We start from the raw sequence: 14,291 nt of genomic DNA on the forward strand, positions 1-14,291 counted from the left end.
TTGCAAACGAGCCCGTTGCGGCTTCCGTGAGGTGAGAATATGATTCTCTATATCAGCAAAGGAGCGTCTCATGCCGTCACGCAAGCTGTCGTATCCCCTCTTCGACGCCGACAACCACCTCTACGAGACCGAGGAGGCGCTCACCAAGTTCCTGCCGGCCGAGTACCGGAACGCGATCCAGTACGTCCAGATCAACGGCCGGACGAAGATCGCCGTCCGCGGGCAGATCAGTGAGTACATCCCCAACCCCACCTTCGAGGTGGTCGCCAAGCCCGGCGCGATGGAGGAGTACTACCGGGTCGGCAACCCCGACGGTAAGGACCGGCGCCAGATCTTCGGCGAGCCGATGCGCTCCATCCCCGCCTTCCGCGAGCCGGGCCCGCGCCTGGAGCTCATGGACGAGATGGGCATCCACCAGACCCTGATGTTCCCGACCCTCGCGAGCCTCATCGAGGAGCGGATGAAGGACGACCCCGAGCTCATCCACGTGGTCATCCACTCGCTCAACCAGTGGCTGCTGGAGACCTGGCAGTTCGACTACGCCGACCGGATCTTCACCACTCCCGTGATCACCCTGCCGATCGTCGAGAAGGCGATCGAGGAGCTCGACTGGGTCGTGGAGAACGGCGCCCGGGCGATCCTGGTGCGGCCCGCGCCCGTCCCCGGCTACAACGGCAGCCGCTCCTTCGGCCTGCCGGAGTTCGACCCGTTCTGGGCCCGGGTCGTCGAGCACGGAGTCCTCGTCGCCATGCACTCCTCCGACAGCGGCTACAGCAACTACGTCAACGACTGGGAGAGCAAGCGCGAGTTCCTGCCCTTCCAGCCCGACGTGTTCAGCATGACCTCGAGCTGGCGCCCGATCGAGGACTCGGTCTCGGCGATGATCTGCCACGGGGCCCTGTCCCGCTTCCCCGACCTGAAGATCGCGGTCATCGAGAACGGCTCCTCCTGGGTCGAGCCCCTGCTCAAGACCCTCAAGGACCTCTACAAGAAGATGCCGCAGCAGTTCCTCGAGGACCCGGTCGAGGTCTTCAAGCGCAACATCCACATCAGCCCGTTCTGGGAGGAGGACATGGGCGAGCTGGCCGACCTCATCGGCGTCGAGCGCGTCCTGTTCGGCTCCGACTACCCCCACCCCGAGGGCCTGGCCGACCCCATCACCTACGTCGACGAGCTCAAGAACCTCAGCGAGGAGCACAAGGCTCTGATCATGGGCGGCAACCTGGCCCGGCTGATCGCCAAATGATCTTCGAGCTCGATTCCGACCAGCGGCTGTGGCAGGAGACCGTCCGGGAGGTGCTGGCCAAGGAGTGCCCCGCCTCCCTCGTGCGGGCGGTCTCCGACGCCGGAGCCGACCCCGGGCCGCCGTGGCGGGCGTACGTGAAGCTCGGCTGGACAGAGCTCACCGATCCCTCCGACGCGGTCGAACTGGCGATCGTCCTGGAGGAGCTGGGCCGGGCCACGGACCCGACCCCCTACCTGGCGACCATGTCGCAGTTCGCGGCGCTCGCCCCCCGGGCCGCCCAGCACGGCCGGTCCGGGACGGCCGTCCTCGAGGGGATCACCGCCCGCCGCGACGGTGAGGGCTGGATCCTCGACGGCACCGCCCGGCACGTCCTGGACGCCGACCGCGTGGACTACCTGGCCGTCGTCACCGGCGAGGGGACCTTCGTGATCCTCGCCGAGCAGGCGGAGATCCGGCGGGTGCCGGTCTTCGACCCGCTGCTGCACGTCGCGGAGGTCACCCTCAGCGGGGTGCGCGCCGGGGACCACGAGCGGCACGACGCCGACGTGGCCCGCGCCCGCGACCGGGCCGTCACGGGCATGGCGCTGACGATGGTCGGCGCCTGTCAGCGCGTCCTGGACCTGGTCCTGGCGCACGTGAAGACGCGCGAGCAGTTCGGGGCCCTCATCGGCTCGTTCCAGGCGGTCAAGCACAAGGCCGCCGACATGCACGTCGCGATCGAGCGCGCCCGGGCCCTGGCCTACTTCGCCGCCCTGACGATCGCCGCCGACGACCCCCGCCGCCGCGAGGCCGCCTCGATGGCCAAGGCGGCGGCGGGGGAGTGCCAGGCGGTCGTGTTCCGCAACGGTCTCCAGCTGTTCGGCGGGATGGGGTTCACCTGGGAGAACGACCTTCAGTTCGCGCTCAAGCGGGCCAAGGCGGGCGAGCTGCTGCTCGGCGGCGCGGCCGAGCACCGGGCCCTGATCGCCGAGGAGTACCAGCATGCGCTTGACGTTTGACGAGGACGTCGAGAAGTTCCGGGCGGAGTTCGTGGCGTTCCTGCACGAGCATCTGCCCGCCGAGGCGGAGGCGGCCGAGCGGTCGCGGTCCAGCGCGCACGTCCCGGAGTGGGCGCGGCGCTGGCAGCGGCTGCTGTTCGACGAGGGCTGGCTGCTGCCGGGCAACCCGCCGGAGTTCGGCGGCCGGAACGCGAGCCTCCTCCAGCAGTACGTCCATCTGGAGGAGCTCGCGCGCCGGCGGATCTACCACAGCTTCAATCCGCAGGGCCTGGGGATCATCGCGGCCTCGCTGCTGTCGTTCGGCACCGAGGAGCAGAAGCGGAAGTGGGCGGCCCCGATCCTGCGGGCCGAGATCACGGCCGCGCTGGGGATGAGCGAGCCGGGAGCGGGGTCCGACCTGGCCTCGCTGAAGACCCGGGCGACGCTCCAGGGCGACCGGTTCGTGGTGAACGGCCAGAAGGTGTGGACCTCGGGCGCGCATGACGCGGACGTGCTGCTCACGTTCGTGCGGACCGATCCCGACGCGCCCAAGCACAAGGGCATCAGCGTCCTTCTGATCCCCACCGACACCCCGGGCGTCACCCGGCGGCCGTTCGGCTCGATCGTCTCCCCGGAGGACCTCGACTTCAACGAGGTCTTCTTCAGCGACGTCGAGGTGCCGGCCGAGAACCTGGTCGGTCCGCTGAACGACGGCTGGCGGGTCGCCACGGGCTCGCTCGGCCACGAGCGCACCCTGCTCTGGCTGAACTTCGCCGAACGGCTGGAGGACCTCGTGCGGGACATGAACCCGCAGGGGCCCCTCGACCGCGACCGCTACGCCACCCTCGTCATGGACGCCCAGGCGCTCCGGCTGCTCGGCTCGGCGGCCCTGGCCAGGGCCGCCAGGGGAGAGCAGGACGTCGCGGCCCTCTCGGTGCTGAAACTCCTCGGCTCCGAGGCCGTCCAGGGCGCCGCGGAACGGGCCCTGGAGTCCTCGGGCCCGCAGGGGCTGGAGCATCCGGCCACCACGGCCCCGTTCGCGCACATGAACCTGGACGACTTCTCCGCGGGCCGGTTCGAACGGTACGCGCGGAGCTTCGCCGGCACCATCGCCGGCGGCACCTCGGAGATCCAGCGCTCGATCATCGCCGAGCGCGTCCTCGGCCTGCCCCGCGGCTGAGCACGGAGGAAGCCGAGTACAGGGAAGCAGCGCACGGAGAAACAGGAAGACCCGCCGACCGGAAGGTCGTGCGGGTCTTCGCGTGTCCGCCGGATCAGATGACGGGCTCCACGATCACGTCGAGGTAGGCGGCGCCGCTGTCGGGGACGCGCGGCTGCTTCCACACCTCCACCGGGAAGGAGACCATCACCAGCGACTGCATGAGATGCAGGAGGGTGCGGGCGGAGTCGGGCAGGTCGTCCCAGTCGTGCTCGTCGCAGTGGGAGATCGCGTCCTCGAGCCGGGGGAAGGCGGCGTCGTAGAACTCCTGCATCTCGGCCATCGTCGAGGCGAGGCGCCTGGCGTAGCGCTCCGGCTCGGTCGCGAGGGCCCAGGGCAGGAACTTCTCCAGGTCGGCGAACTCATCGGGCAGCGGCATCGTGGGACTCCTTGCCTTCGCGGTACTCGGTGACGTGGTCGGCGACGACCTTGTGCAGGTGGCGCAGGAGGAGCTCCTGGTCGCAGAGCGGGAACTCGGTGACGGTCCGGGTGGCGACCATCGTCTGGGTGGCCTCCAGGGTGTTGGCGTCCTGGAGCGCGTACTCCTTGAAGGTGACGGCCGCGAGCTCCTGCGCCAGGCGCTCACGGGCGTTCTTCGGTGGGACGAAGTAGAGGCTGCTCTCGAAGATGTGCTCGTCGACCGCGGTCGGCCAGTAGTGGTAGGTCAGGTACCAGCCCGGCGCCCAGATCAGCAGCGTGAAGTTGGGGAAGATCTCGAAGGAGTCGGTGCCCCAGGCGCGGTGCTTGGCCGGGTTGATGCCCGCGGGCAGCGGCTCGAGGCCGTCGATCGCGGGCCGGTCCCAGGGGCCGAACAGGCCGCTGCGCAGGACGCGCTCGATCGGCTTGACCATGCTCGGGTCCTTGGGCGGCGCCATCCCGCCCCATGAGGAGATCATCGAGTGCGGGCTGTACAGCTCGTAGTGCAGCGCCTCGAAGCCGTAGCCGAGGAGCTTGTCGGCCTCCTCCTTGGTGGCCTGCTTCTGGTGCAGGACCGGCGCGTGGTAGAACTCGGCGAACGCGTCGATGAACAGCTTCCAGTTGCTGCCGACCTCGGCCTTGTAGCTGTAGACCTCGGTCATCTCGTGGAAGGGGTAGCCCTCCAGTCCCTTGGCCATCTCGCCCAGGTACTCCGTCAGCGTCTGCTGCGGGTCCAGGTTGATGAAGATGAAGCCCTCCCAGACCTCACAGGCCACCTCCTTCAGCCCGTAGTCGGCCTTGTCGATGCCGAAGAACTCCTTCTCCTGCTGGACGAAGGTGAGCTGGCCGGTGAGGTCGTAGCGCCAGGCGTGGTACTTGCAGGTGAACTGGCGGCAGGTGCCGGCCGTCTCCTCCGCGGGGAAGTCGTTCCAGACGAGCTTGTTGCCCCGGTGCCGGCAGACGTTGTGGAAGGCCCGGATCTTGCCGTCACCGCCCTTGACGATGATCAGCGAGGTGCCGGCGGCGGCCAGTTCCTTGGTGAAGTAGTTCCCCGTCTTCGGGACGCGCTCCACCCGGCCGACGTTCAGCCAGGTGCGCTTGAAGATGGCCTCCCGCTCGTCCTCGTAGAACGCCGGGTCGATGGAGTCGGTGTAGTCGACGGGGCCGGTGCCGAGCTCCGGATACTGCTCGGTCCAGCTGCCCGCCGCTGGTTTGGTGAACTTGGGCACGGATGCCACCTTTCAGTGTTCGAGCTCGATGCCGAAGGCGTTGAAGGCCATCGCGCACATGATGTAGGCGCCGATGGTGAAGACGAGGTCCATCACCTGCCGCTCTTCCAGATGGGACGAGAGCACGGCCCAGGTCGCGTCGGAGAGGTCGGAGTCCTCGTCCAGCTCGTCGACGGCCCTGAGTACCGCGCTGTCGAGCTCGCCCGCGGCCTTGCCCTGGGCGGCGTCCTCGATCTCGGCCTCCGTCAGCCCCACCTTCCCGGCGATCCGGACGTGGTGCCCCCACTCGTAGGCGCATCCGCGGCGCCGTGCGATCCGCAGGATGGCGAGCTCCCGCTGCCGCGGGGGCAGGCTGGAGCGCAGCAGCAGATGGCTGTTGAAGGTGAGGAAGGCCGCGGTGAGGTCGGGGTGGCGCACCAGGGTGCCGATGGCGTTGCCCGCGCGGTCCGGGTTCTGCCGGGCCGTCGGCAACATGACGGACAGGGCCTTGCGCACCGTGTCGTCCCACTGGCCGTCCGGAAGCGGCGGCAGTCGCATGAGCTACCCCTTCTCAATTGTGAGAATGTCATTCTCATTCATGAGCCACAGGTTTTCATGAGCTTGCCCGTCCCGTCAACGTGGTGTTGATTCTCGTTACGTGAGAAGCTAGTTTCCTCCTACTGAGAACAGAGGAGGCGGTAGATGGATGAGCTCCTCACCTTCGGGATCGTCGGCCTGAGCACGGCCGCGATCTACGCGATCGTCGGCAGCGGTCTCGTGCTGACCTACACGACGACCGGCGTGTTCAACTTCGCGCACGGCGCGGCGGGGATGATGGCGGCCTTCTGCTACTGGCAGCTCGTCGCGGGCTGGGGCTGGCCGGTCCCGGTGGCCCTCGTCGTGGTCCTGCTCGTGCTCGCACCGGCGTTCGGGCTCTTCGTCGAGCGCTTCGTGATGCGGCCGGTGCGCCAGCTCGGCGACGCCGAACGGCTCGTGGTCACGGTCGCCCTGCTGAGCGGCCTCATCGCCGCGGCCCGGTGGATCTGGGATCCCAACAAGGCGCGCCCGCTCGACCCGTTCTTCGCCGAGCGCGAGCCGTTCACGGTCGGACCGGTCACGATCACCTGGCACCAGGCCACCGCCATGCTGGTCGCGGTCGCCGTCGCCATCGGGCTGCGGTTCCTGCTCTACCGGACCCGCACCGGAGCGGAGATGCGCGCCGCGGTGGACGACCGCGCGCTCGCCGGGCTCACCGGGGCCGACCCCGACCGGGCCAACCGGGTCGCCTGGGTGCTCGGCACCCAGCTCGCCGCGATCGGCGGCATCCTCATCGCGCCGACCGTCGCGATCGACGCGGCCCAGCTCGCGCTGCTGATCGTCAGCGCCTACACCGCGGCGGTCTTCGGAAGGCTGCGCAGCCTTCCGCTGACGTTCGCGGGGGCCGTCGTGGTCGGCTGCCTGGAGAGTTACCTGACCGGCTACCTCCCGCAGAACGACTACCTGCCCGGGCTGCGGCTGGCCGCGCCCGCGCTCCTGCTGTTCCTCGCGCTCCTGCTCTTCCCGCACGGGAGGCTGCGCGGCCGGGACACCGCCCTGAGGCCCGTCCCCGTGCCGTCCCTGCGTGGGACGCTGATCTTCGGCGCGGCCACCATCGCGCTGGCCGCGGTCCTGGCCGGAGCGCTCGACGTCGTCGACGTCATCACCTACGGGCCGATCTTCTCCCTGGGCGTCATCGCGCTGTCGTTCGTGCCGCTCGCCGGATACGCGGGGCAGATCTCGCTCTGCCAGATGAGCATGGCCGGGATCGGCGCGGTCGTCTGGGGCCACCTCGGCTCCGGGGGAGGGATCTGGGCGCTCGGCGCCGCGATGGTCATCGCCGCGCTCGCCGGCGGGCTGGTCGCGCTGCCCGCCCTCCGGCTGTCGGGGATCTACCTGGCCCTCGGCACCGCGGCCTTCGCGGTGGTCCTCGACCGCTGGATCTTCACCCTGCCGTCCTTCGACATCCTGGGCGTGAAGATCTCCCTGTTCGACCAGAGCTCCGTCCCGATGGCGCCGCCGAAGCTGCCGGGGATCGCCCTGGACAACGAGCGGGGCCTGATGGTGTTCGCCGCCGTCTGCCTCGCCCTGGCCTCGCTCGGCGTCGCGCTGCTGCGCCGCGGCAGGCTCGGACGGCGCCTGATCGCCCTGCGCGACAGCGAGGCCGCCTACGCGACGCTCGGCGGGAACCTGCTCATCGCCCGGGTGCTGGTGTTCGCCCTCTCCGCGGGGATCGCGGGGCTCGGCGGCGCCCTGTACGGGATGCAGCAGCAGTCCATCACCGCCGACCAGTTCAGCTTCATCGCCGGGCTGCCGATCTTCCTGATCGCGGTCGTCGGCGGCCTGGGCAGGGTCGGGAACGGCCTGTTCACCGGGCTCGCCTTCGTGGGGCCCGTCAACGGGCTCGTCGCCCTGGTCCCGGGGCTGCAGAACTTCGTGGCGCTGCTGCCGGCGCTCGCGGGACTCGGCATCGGGGCCGCCCCCGACGGCGCGATCGCCGAGATCAGGAAGCCCTTCGGGCCGAGGCCGCCCAAGAAGGCCGCCGAGGTGCCCGTCGAGTGGTGGGGCCTGCGCCGGCAGTGGCGCGCGGAAGACGAGGAGGAGCTGTCTCGTGGCATCGCTGCAGGTTGACGGGGTGACCGTCGCGTTCGGCGGCCACCGCGCCCTCGACGCCGTGTCGATCGGCGCCGAACCCGGCCGGGTGACCGGCCTGATCGGTCCCAACGGCGCCGGAAAATCCACCCTCTTCGACGTGATCTCCGGGCTGCGACGCCCCTCCGCGGGCGGCGTGTCCCTCGGAGGACGCGACGTGACCCGGATGCCGCCCGGCCGCCGGGCCCGGCACGGCCTCGCCCGGACCTTCCAGCGCCTCGAGCTGTTCGGCCGCCTCAGCGTCCGCGACAACCTGCTCGTCGCCGCCGAGATGGGACCCGAACGGCGGCGGGCGCGTCACATGGTCGCCGAGATCGTCGAACGACTCGGCCTGGCCCACCTCGCCGACCAGCCGGCCGACGCCCTGTCGACCGGCGCCGGACGCCTGGTGGAGGTCGGCAGGGCCCTCGCCGTCCGGCCGCGGTACCTCCTGCTCGACGAGCCCGCCGCGGGCCAGGACGGTGAGGAGACCGAGCGGTTCGCCGCCCTGCTCCGCTCCGTCGCCGAGGACGGGGCCGCGGTCGTCCTGGTCGAGCACGACATGGGCCTGGTCATGAGCGTCTGCGACGACGTCCATGTCCTCGACCTCGGCCGGATCATCGCCAGCGGCCCCCCGGAAGCGATCCAGCGCGACCAGGCCGTCCTGTCGGCCTACCTGGGAGAGACGTGAACCTGCTCGAACTGCGGGACGTCCGCGCGGCCTACGGCCGGATCACCGTGCTGCACGGCGTCGACCTGGCCGTCGCCGCCGGTCAGGTGGTCGCCCTGCTCGGCCCCAACGGGGCGGGCAAGACGACCGTCCTCAAGACCGCCGCCGGGGTGCACCCGCCGAGTTCCGGCACGCTCCTGCTCGGCGGCCGCGACGTCACCGGTGCCGCCCCCCGCGACCTGGCCAGGGCCGGGGTCTGCCTGATTCCGGAGGGGCGCGGGGTGTTCCCCAACCTCTCCGTGCGCGACAACCTGCTGATGATGACCTTCACCGGGCGCGGCCGGGAGGAGATCGAGGAGATCGCCTTCAGCCGCTTCCCGATCCTCGCCAAGCGCGCCTCCCAGGCGGCCGGGACCATGTCGGGCGGCGAACAGCAGATGCTGGCGCTCGCCCGGGGCCTGGCCACCGACCCGGCCGTGCTGCTCCTCGACGAGCTGTCCATGGGCCTGGCGCCCCTCGTCGTCGGCCGTCTGTACGAGGAGGTCGCCGAGATCGCCCGGCAGGGCGTCGCGGTGCTCGTCGTCGAGCAGTTCGCCGCCGCGGTGCTGGGGATCGCCGACCAGGCCGCCGTTCTGGTCCGCGGGCGGATCGAGCGCCGGGGCCACCCCGACGACGGACTCCGTGCCGAGCTGTCCACCCTCTACATGGGAAGTTCCACATGACCTCCACTCCCGAGATCCGCACCCCCGACCCGAGACCCAGACCCGCCGGACCGGTGCCGTCCGAGCCGCGGGCGGCCCGCTTCGAACGCGAGCTCGCCGAACTGAAGATCCCCGACCCCGCGGCCGGGCGGACCGCGCTCTGGGCCAGGCTCGGCGGGGTGCTCATGGCGCTCGGCATCGTTCTGGGCATCGTCGGCTACCTCACCGCGCACACCGCGACCGACGCCCTCGTCCAGCGGGACGCCCTCGCCCTCGGCCTCGGCGGCATCGCCTCCAGCGTCGTCGGGTCGGCGCTGTTCCTGCGCTACTCGCTCACCCATTTCCTCCGGTTCTGGATGGCTCGCCAGTCCTTCGACCTGGCCCAGCTCGCCGACCGCCTGCACGAGAAGGAGGCCCAGCATGGCTCCGAACCCCGGTGACCAGCTCGAAAGCGCGGTCTGCACGACCCGTGTGGTCGTCGTCCGGGCGCCCGCCGCCCCCGCACCGGTGATCGCTTGCGGCGGAAGCCCGATGGTCCCGGCGGGTCCCGGGCCCGCCGCGAAGTCCGCCGATCCGCCCGCCACCCTGCTGGGCAAGCGCTACGTCAACGCCGACGAGACCCTCGAGCTCCTCTGCACCTCCTCCGGGACGGGCGAGCTGAGCTGCGACGGCGTGGCCATGACACTCAAGTCCGCCAAGCCCCTCCCCGCGTCCGACTGAAAGGGACACCGCCGTGAACGCCGAAGACATGATCCTCATCAGCGTCGACGACCACGTCATCGAACCGCCCGACATGTTCGTCAACCACCTCCCCGAGAAGTACCGGGCCGAGGCGCCGCGCCTGGTCCACCGCGAGGACGGCACCGACGTGTGGCAGTTCCGCGACACCGTCATCCCCAACGCGGCGCTCAACGCCGTCGCCGGACGGCCCAAGGAGGAGTACGGCCTGGAGCCGCAGGGCCTCGACGAGATCCGGCCCGGCTGCTATGACGTGCACGAGCGCGTCAAGGACATGAACGCCGGCGGCATCCTCGGGTCGATGAACTTCCCCTCCTTCCCCGGCTTCTCGGCCCGGCTGTTCGCCACCGAGGACTCCGACTTCTCCCTCGCCCTCGTGCGCGCCTACAACGACTGGCACATCGACGAGTGGTGCGCCGCCCACCCCGGCCGCTTCATCCCGATGGCGCTGCCCGCGATCTGGGACGCCGACCTGTGCGCCGCCGAGGTCCGCCGGGTCGCCGACAAGGGCTGCCACTCCCTGACGTTCACCGAGAACCCCGCCGTCCTGGGCTACCCGAGCTTCCACCATGAGTACTGGAACCCGCTCTGGAAGGCGCTCGTCGACACCGACACGGTCATGTCGGTCCACATCGGCTCCTCGGGCCGGCTGTCGATCCCCGCGATCGACTCCCCGCCCGACGTCATGATCACCCTCCAGCCGATGAACATCGTCTCGGCCGCCGCCGACCTGCTCTGGTCCCGGGTGCTCAAGGACTTCCCGGCCATGAAGATCGCCCTGTCGGAGGGCGGCACGGGCTGGATCCCCTACTTCCTCGAGCGCGTCGACCGGACCTACGAGATGCACGCCACCTGGACGCTCCAGGACTTCGGCGGCAAGCTGCCCTCGGAGATCTTCCGCGAGCACTTCCTCACCTGCTTCATCAGCGACCCGCTGGGCGTGAAGCTCCGCCACGAGATCGGCATCGACAACATCGCCTGGGAGTGCGACTACCCCCACAGCGACTCGATGTGGCCGGACGCTCCCGAGCAGCTGTGGAAGGACATGGTCGCCGCGAACGTCCCGGACGACGAGATCAACAAGATGACGCACGAGAACGCGATGCGCTGGTACTCCTTCGACCCGTTCTCCCACATCCCGAAGGAGCAGGCGACCGTCGGGGCGCTGCGGGCCTCCTCCGCCGACCATGACGTGTCGACCCAGTCCCGCAGCCACCGGATCATCGAGCCGTCGGAGAAGCTGGCGGCCTTCCACTCCCGTGCGCAGGCCGCCGTGGCCGCCGCCGCCAAGTGAGCGAATCCGTCCGCACCGAGCGGAAGGGCGCCGTCCAGGTCGTGACGCTCGACCGGCCGCACGTGCGCAACGCCTACGACGCCGCGACGATGGAGGAGCTGTCGGCGGTCCTCAAGGCCGCCGACGCCGACCCCGAGGTGCGGGCCATCGTCCTGACCGGGGCGGGGACCGTGTTCTGCGCCGGCCTCGACCTCAAGGCGTTCGCGAAGGGCGACTCGGTCACCGGACTGGTGTGGTTCTTCCACAAGGGGGTCTCGACTCCCGTCATCGCGGCGCTGAACGGCTCCGCGCTGGCCGGCGGGTTCGAGCTGATGATGGCCTGCGACCTCGTGGTCGCCGCCGACCACGCGATGCTCGGCATGACCGAGGTCCAGCGCGGGTTGTTCGCGGGCGGCGGCGGCACCGTCCTCCCGGCGCGGGTGCCGATGGCCGTCGCCCTCGAGCTCGGGCTCACCGGGGATCCGGTCACCGCGGCCCGTGCCTATGAGATCGGCCTGGTCAACCGGGTCCTCCCGGCCGATCAGGTGCTGCCCGAAGCGCTGGCCCTCGCGGAGCGGATCGCCGCCAACGGCCCGCTCGGCGTTGCGATGACCAAGAAGCTTATGCGGCAGAGCCGCTGGCCCGACCGGGCCGAGGCGGCCAGTGTGTTCGGCAGCGCCGACGCCCGCGAGGGCGCCCGGGCGTTCGCCGAGCGCCGGCCGCCGACCTGGACTGGAACGTGAGGTTGAGATGGACTTCGAGCTGAACGACGAGCAGCGGCTGTTCCGGCAGACGCTCCGCGACTTCGCCGACAAGGAGATCATGCCGGTCGCCTCCGAATGGGAGCGGACCGGGCGCTATCCGGCGGAGTTCGTGGAGCGTTTCAAGGAGATGGGGCTGTTCGGGCTGAACGTCCCCGAGGAGTACGGAGGGCTCGGCGCGGACCGGGTCTCCTACGCCCTGGCGTTCGAGGAGATCGCCCGGGCCTGGCTCGGCGCCGCGGGCCTGTTCGGCCCGCACTCCGTGGCCTGCTGGCTCATCAGCCGCAGCGGGACCGAGGACCAGAAGCGCCGTTTCCTGCCGCTGATGGCCACCGGGGAGCTGCGGTCGGGCCTCGGGCTGACCGAGCCGGGGGCGGGCACGGACCTGCAGGGCATCATCACGACGGCCGTCCGCGAGGGCGACCACTACGTGGTGAACGGCACCAAGACCTGGATCACCAACGCCAGGGTCGCCGGGCTGCTGCCCGTCCTGGTCAAGACCGGCACGGCCGACCGCGCCCACGAGGCGATGTCGGTGCTCCTGGTCGACACCTCCACACCGGGGTTCTCGGTGACCAGGGATCTGCCGAAGCTGGGTTACAAGGGCCCGGAGACCTGTGAGCTGGTCCTCGACCAGGTGCGGGTGCCGGTGGAGAACCTGCTCGGCGGCGAGGAGGGCCGGGGGCTCCAGCAGATCCTCGGCGGGCTGGAGATCGGCCGGATCAACATCGCCGCACGGGCGGTGGGCGTCGCCCAGGCCGCCTACGACGCGGCGCTGGGGTACTCGCGCGAGCGCGAGGCGTTCGGGAAGCCGATCAGCGACTTCCAGGCGATCCAGCTGAAGCTGGCCGACATGGCCACGGAGATCCAGGCGGCGCGGCTGCTCACCTACTGGGCGGCCGCGACCTCCCAGCGGACCGGCGGCCGGGTCGACATGGAGGCCGGCATGGCCAAGATGTACGCCTCGGAGGTGGCCATCAAGTGCTCGCTGGAGTCCATGCGGATCCACGGCGGCTACGGCTACTCCGCCGAGTTCGTCGTCGAACGCCTCTACCGGGACGCCCCCCTGATGGCGATCGGTGAGGGGACCAACGATGTCCAGCGCCTGGTCATCGCCCGTTCTCTGGTCTCGGGAAAGGGTCGCCTGGGGTGGTGAGCCCCGGACGTTGAAAAGGGTCGCGCGTGACCCTTGTCACTGGCGCCCAACCAACCTAATGTACATTCAGTAGGTTGGTTGAAGGGAGCTGGTAAGGGTGCCGGTATCGGATCAACGCCCCTATGCGGCGCTCCACGCCAAAGGCGAGGACCGCAGGCAGCGCATCCTGGCTGTCGCGGCACGTCATCTCGCGCGCCACGGGTGGCGCACCACGACTCTCGGGCAGATCGCCCGGGAGACCGGGCTGAGCACCGCCGGACTGCTCCATCACTTCCAGTCCAAGGCTCAGCTGCTCCACGCCGTCCTCGACGCTCGCGACGCGTACGACACCGCCCGGTGGGATCCCTCCAGGAACCTCATCGAGCAGCTCGAATCCGTCGCCGAGCGGTTCCGGGAGGCACCTGACCTCGTCGGCATGTTCGCGGTCCTCCGGATGGAGAACATCGATCCGGAGGCCCCGCTCCACGACCGGTTCCTCGCCAGGTACCGCGTGGCGGTGGAACTCGTCGCCGAACTGATCCGGCGCGGCCAGGACGAAGGCATCTACCACCCCGATGTGAACCCGGCCCTCAAGGCCATGGAGATCATCGCCTTCTTCAACGGAATAGAGACATCATGGCTGCTCGACCCCACGATTCCGCTCGACGAGGCGATCAGGGAATACACCGCCTCGCTCGCCAGGCAGCTTTCCCTGCCCAGGGACATGTCATGAGGCGCCGCCTCGTCGTCATCGCGACCGATCCGGCCGACGTCGTCCGCTACGCGGGGGGCTGGCTGTTCGACCGCGCCCTCGCCGGATGGGACGTCCGGGTGCTCACCGACGTCCGGGCGGACACCCGTCCGCTGCGCATCCTCGGCGCCCGCCCGTTCGACCTGGAGTCCGCCCTGGCGGCGCCGGTCCGCGGCCCGCGCCCCGACGCCTTCGGTGTCTCGGCCGAGCTGTACGCCACCGATCCGCGCGTCCGTGACCTCGTCCGCGACGGCCTCGACTGGGGGGTCTCGGACTGCCGCCTGTGGTCCGAGCACTGGTGCGGCATGGACGGCGAGGACACCGAGCGGCACCGGCTCAGCGCCGCTGCCCGCGCCTTCAAGACGCACGCCCTGCTCGCGGCGGCGGCGCCCCTGTCGGACGCGGTTCCCACCGAGTCCTTCAGACGCGCCGGCGCCCTCCATCCGTCACCCGCGGGGTGAGGCGCAAACGGCTGAGGGGCACGGAGAACGATCGTTCTCCGTGCCCCTCAGCCGTTTGCCGGTGCTC

The 14,291-nt window shown here is 70.3% G+C and carries 16 protein-coding genes; 13 read left to right on the top strand and 3 right to left on the bottom strand.

Annotation, left to right across the window (positions count from 1 at the left end):
- Positions 1-70: 70 nt before the first annotated feature.
- The 3 genes from ABD785_RS09525 to ABD785_RS09535 are packed head-to-tail and all read left to right on the top strand — an operon-like array spanning position 71 to position 3,403.
- Complete coding sequence (locus ABD785_RS09525; protein ID WP_344824865.1) at positions 71-1,246, top strand: amidohydrolase family protein; 1,176 nt, start codon at positions 71-73, stop codon at positions 1,244-1,246.
- Positions 1,243-2,244 (top strand): acyl-CoA dehydrogenase family protein, encoded by a 1,002-nt coding sequence (locus tag ABD785_RS09530; protein ID WP_344824869.1) that lies wholly within the window; start codon positions 1,243-1,245, stop codon positions 2,242-2,244. The genes ABD785_RS09525 and ABD785_RS09530 overlap by 4 nt, the downstream gene beginning before the upstream one ends.
- Complete coding sequence (locus ABD785_RS09535) at positions 2,228-3,403, top strand: acyl-CoA dehydrogenase family protein (protein WP_344824872.1); 1,176 nt, start codon at positions 2,228-2,230, stop codon at positions 3,401-3,403. The genes ABD785_RS09530 and ABD785_RS09535 overlap by 17 nt, the downstream gene beginning before the upstream one ends.
- A 94-nt stretch (positions 3,404-3,497) precedes the next feature.
- Here ABD785_RS09535 and ABD785_RS09540 read toward each other — a convergent pair whose 3' ends face one another.
- The 3 genes from ABD785_RS09540 to ABD785_RS09550 are packed head-to-tail and all read right to left on the bottom strand — an operon-like array spanning position 3,498 to position 5,625.
- Positions 3,498-3,821 carry a hypothetical protein gene (locus ABD785_RS09540; protein WP_344824875.1) on the bottom strand — a complete coding sequence of 108 codons (324 nt, stop codon included), beginning with the start codon at positions 3,819-3,821 and terminating at the stop codon, positions 3,498-3,500.
- The gene (locus ABD785_RS09545) at positions 3,805-5,088 is read right to left on the bottom strand and encodes an aromatic ring-hydroxylating oxygenase subunit alpha (protein ID WP_344824878.1); all 1,284 of its coding nucleotides are present in this window, start codon (positions 5,086-5,088) and stop codon (positions 3,805-3,807) included. Before ABD785_RS09545 ends, ABD785_RS09540 begins: the two co-directional genes overlap by 17 nt.
- A gap of 12 nt (positions 5,089-5,100) precedes the next feature.
- Positions 5,101-5,625 (bottom strand): carboxymuconolactone decarboxylase family protein, encoded by a 525-nt coding sequence (locus ABD785_RS09550; protein WP_344824880.1) that lies wholly within the window; start codon positions 5,623-5,625, stop codon positions 5,101-5,103.
- Positions 5,626-5,769: 144 nt separating this feature from the next.
- Between ABD785_RS09550 and ABD785_RS09555 the strand changes: the two genes are divergently transcribed.
- The 10 genes from ABD785_RS09555 (at position 5,770) to ABD785_RS09600 (ending at position 14,224) form a co-directional block, all read left to right on the top strand.
- Positions 5,770-7,734 (top strand): branched-chain amino acid ABC transporter permease, encoded by a 1,965-nt coding sequence (locus ABD785_RS09555; protein WP_344824882.1) that lies wholly within the window; start codon positions 5,770-5,772, stop codon positions 7,732-7,734.
- Positions 7,715-8,425, top strand: a complete 711-nt coding sequence (locus ABD785_RS09560) for an ABC transporter ATP-binding protein (RefSeq protein ID WP_344824884.1) — start codon at positions 7,715-7,717, stop codon at positions 8,423-8,425. Before ABD785_RS09555 ends, ABD785_RS09560 begins: the two co-directional genes overlap by 20 nt.
- On the top strand, positions 8,422-9,126 hold the full coding sequence (locus ABD785_RS09565) for an ABC transporter ATP-binding protein (protein ID WP_344824886.1): 705 nt from the start codon (positions 8,422-8,424) through the stop codon (positions 9,124-9,126). The genes ABD785_RS09560 and ABD785_RS09565 overlap by 4 nt, the downstream gene beginning before the upstream one ends.
- The gene (locus ABD785_RS09570; protein ID WP_344824889.1) at positions 9,123-9,545 is read left to right on the top strand and encodes a hypothetical protein; all 423 of its coding nucleotides are present in this window, start codon (positions 9,123-9,125) and stop codon (positions 9,543-9,545) included. Before ABD785_RS09565 ends, ABD785_RS09570 begins: the two co-directional genes overlap by 4 nt.
- Positions 9,526-9,825 (top strand): hypothetical protein, encoded by a 300-nt coding sequence (locus ABD785_RS09575; protein WP_344824892.1) that lies wholly within the window; start codon positions 9,526-9,528, stop codon positions 9,823-9,825. The genes ABD785_RS09570 and ABD785_RS09575 overlap by 20 nt, the downstream gene beginning before the upstream one ends.
- Positions 9,826-9,838: 13 nt before the next feature.
- Positions 9,839-11,137 (top strand): amidohydrolase family protein, encoded by a 1,299-nt coding sequence (locus ABD785_RS09580; RefSeq protein WP_344824895.1) that lies wholly within the window; start codon positions 9,839-9,841, stop codon positions 11,135-11,137.
- Complete coding sequence (locus ABD785_RS09585; protein ID WP_344824898.1) at positions 11,134-11,859, top strand: enoyl-CoA hydratase-related protein; 726 nt, start codon at positions 11,134-11,136, stop codon at positions 11,857-11,859. The genes ABD785_RS09580 and ABD785_RS09585 overlap by 4 nt, the downstream gene beginning before the upstream one ends.
- Before the next feature lie 7 nt (positions 11,860-11,866).
- Positions 11,867-13,033, top strand: a complete 1,167-nt coding sequence (locus ABD785_RS09590) for an acyl-CoA dehydrogenase family protein (RefSeq protein ID WP_344824901.1) — start codon at positions 11,867-11,869, stop codon at positions 13,031-13,033.
- A gap of 97 nt (positions 13,034-13,130) precedes the next feature.
- On the top strand, positions 13,131-13,745 hold the full coding sequence (locus ABD785_RS09595; RefSeq protein ID WP_344824903.1) for a TetR/AcrR family transcriptional regulator: 615 nt from the start codon (positions 13,131-13,133) through the stop codon (positions 13,743-13,745).
- Complete coding sequence (locus tag ABD785_RS09600) at positions 13,742-14,224, top strand: hypothetical protein (protein WP_344824906.1); 483 nt, start codon at positions 13,742-13,744, stop codon at positions 14,222-14,224. Before ABD785_RS09595 ends, ABD785_RS09600 begins: the two co-directional genes overlap by 4 nt.
- The last annotated feature ends 67 nt before the right edge of the window (positions 14,225-14,291 follow it).

It is taken from the genome of Actinocorallia longicatena (assembly GCF_039534125.1).
In the GTDB taxonomy this organism is placed as follows: Bacteria; Actinomycetota; Actinomycetes; order Streptosporangiales; family Streptosporangiaceae; genus Actinocorallia; species Actinocorallia longicatena.

Bases quoted from the DNA above. Each gene is read 5' to 3' on its own strand.
- ABD785_RS09525 (WP_344824865.1), top strand. From the start codon at position 71: ATGCCGTCACGCAAGCTGTCGTATCCCCTCTTCGACGCCGACAACCAC.
- ABD785_RS09530 (WP_344824869.1), top strand. From the start codon at position 1,243: ATGATCTTCGAGCTCGATTCCGACCAGCGGCTGTGGCAGGAGACCGTC.
- ABD785_RS09535 (WP_344824872.1), top strand. From the start codon at position 2,228: ATGCGCTTGACGTTTGACGAGGACGTCGAGAAGTTCCGGGCGGAGTTC.
- ABD785_RS09540 (WP_344824875.1), bottom strand. From the start codon at position 3,821: ATGCCGCTGCCCGATGAGTTCGCCGACCTGGAGAAGTTCCTGCCCTGG.
- ABD785_RS09550 (WP_344824880.1), bottom strand. From the start codon at position 5,625: ATGCGACTGCCGCCGCTTCCGGACGGCCAGTGGGACGACACGGTGCGC.
- ABD785_RS09555 (WP_344824882.1), top strand. From the start codon at position 5,770: ATGGATGAGCTCCTCACCTTCGGGATCGTCGGCCTGAGCACGGCCGCG.
- ABD785_RS09570 (WP_344824889.1), top strand. From the start codon at position 9,123: ATGACCTCCACTCCCGAGATCCGCACCCCCGACCCGAGACCCAGACCC.
- ABD785_RS09575 (WP_344824892.1), top strand. From the start codon at position 9,526: ATGGCTCCGAACCCCGGTGACCAGCTCGAAAGCGCGGTCTGCACGACC.
- ABD785_RS09590 (WP_344824901.1), top strand. From the start codon at position 11,867: ATGGACTTCGAGCTGAACGACGAGCAGCGGCTGTTCCGGCAGACGCTC.
- ABD785_RS09600 (WP_344824906.1), top strand. From the start codon at position 13,742: ATGAGGCGCCGCCTCGTCGTCATCGCGACCGATCCGGCCGACGTCGTC.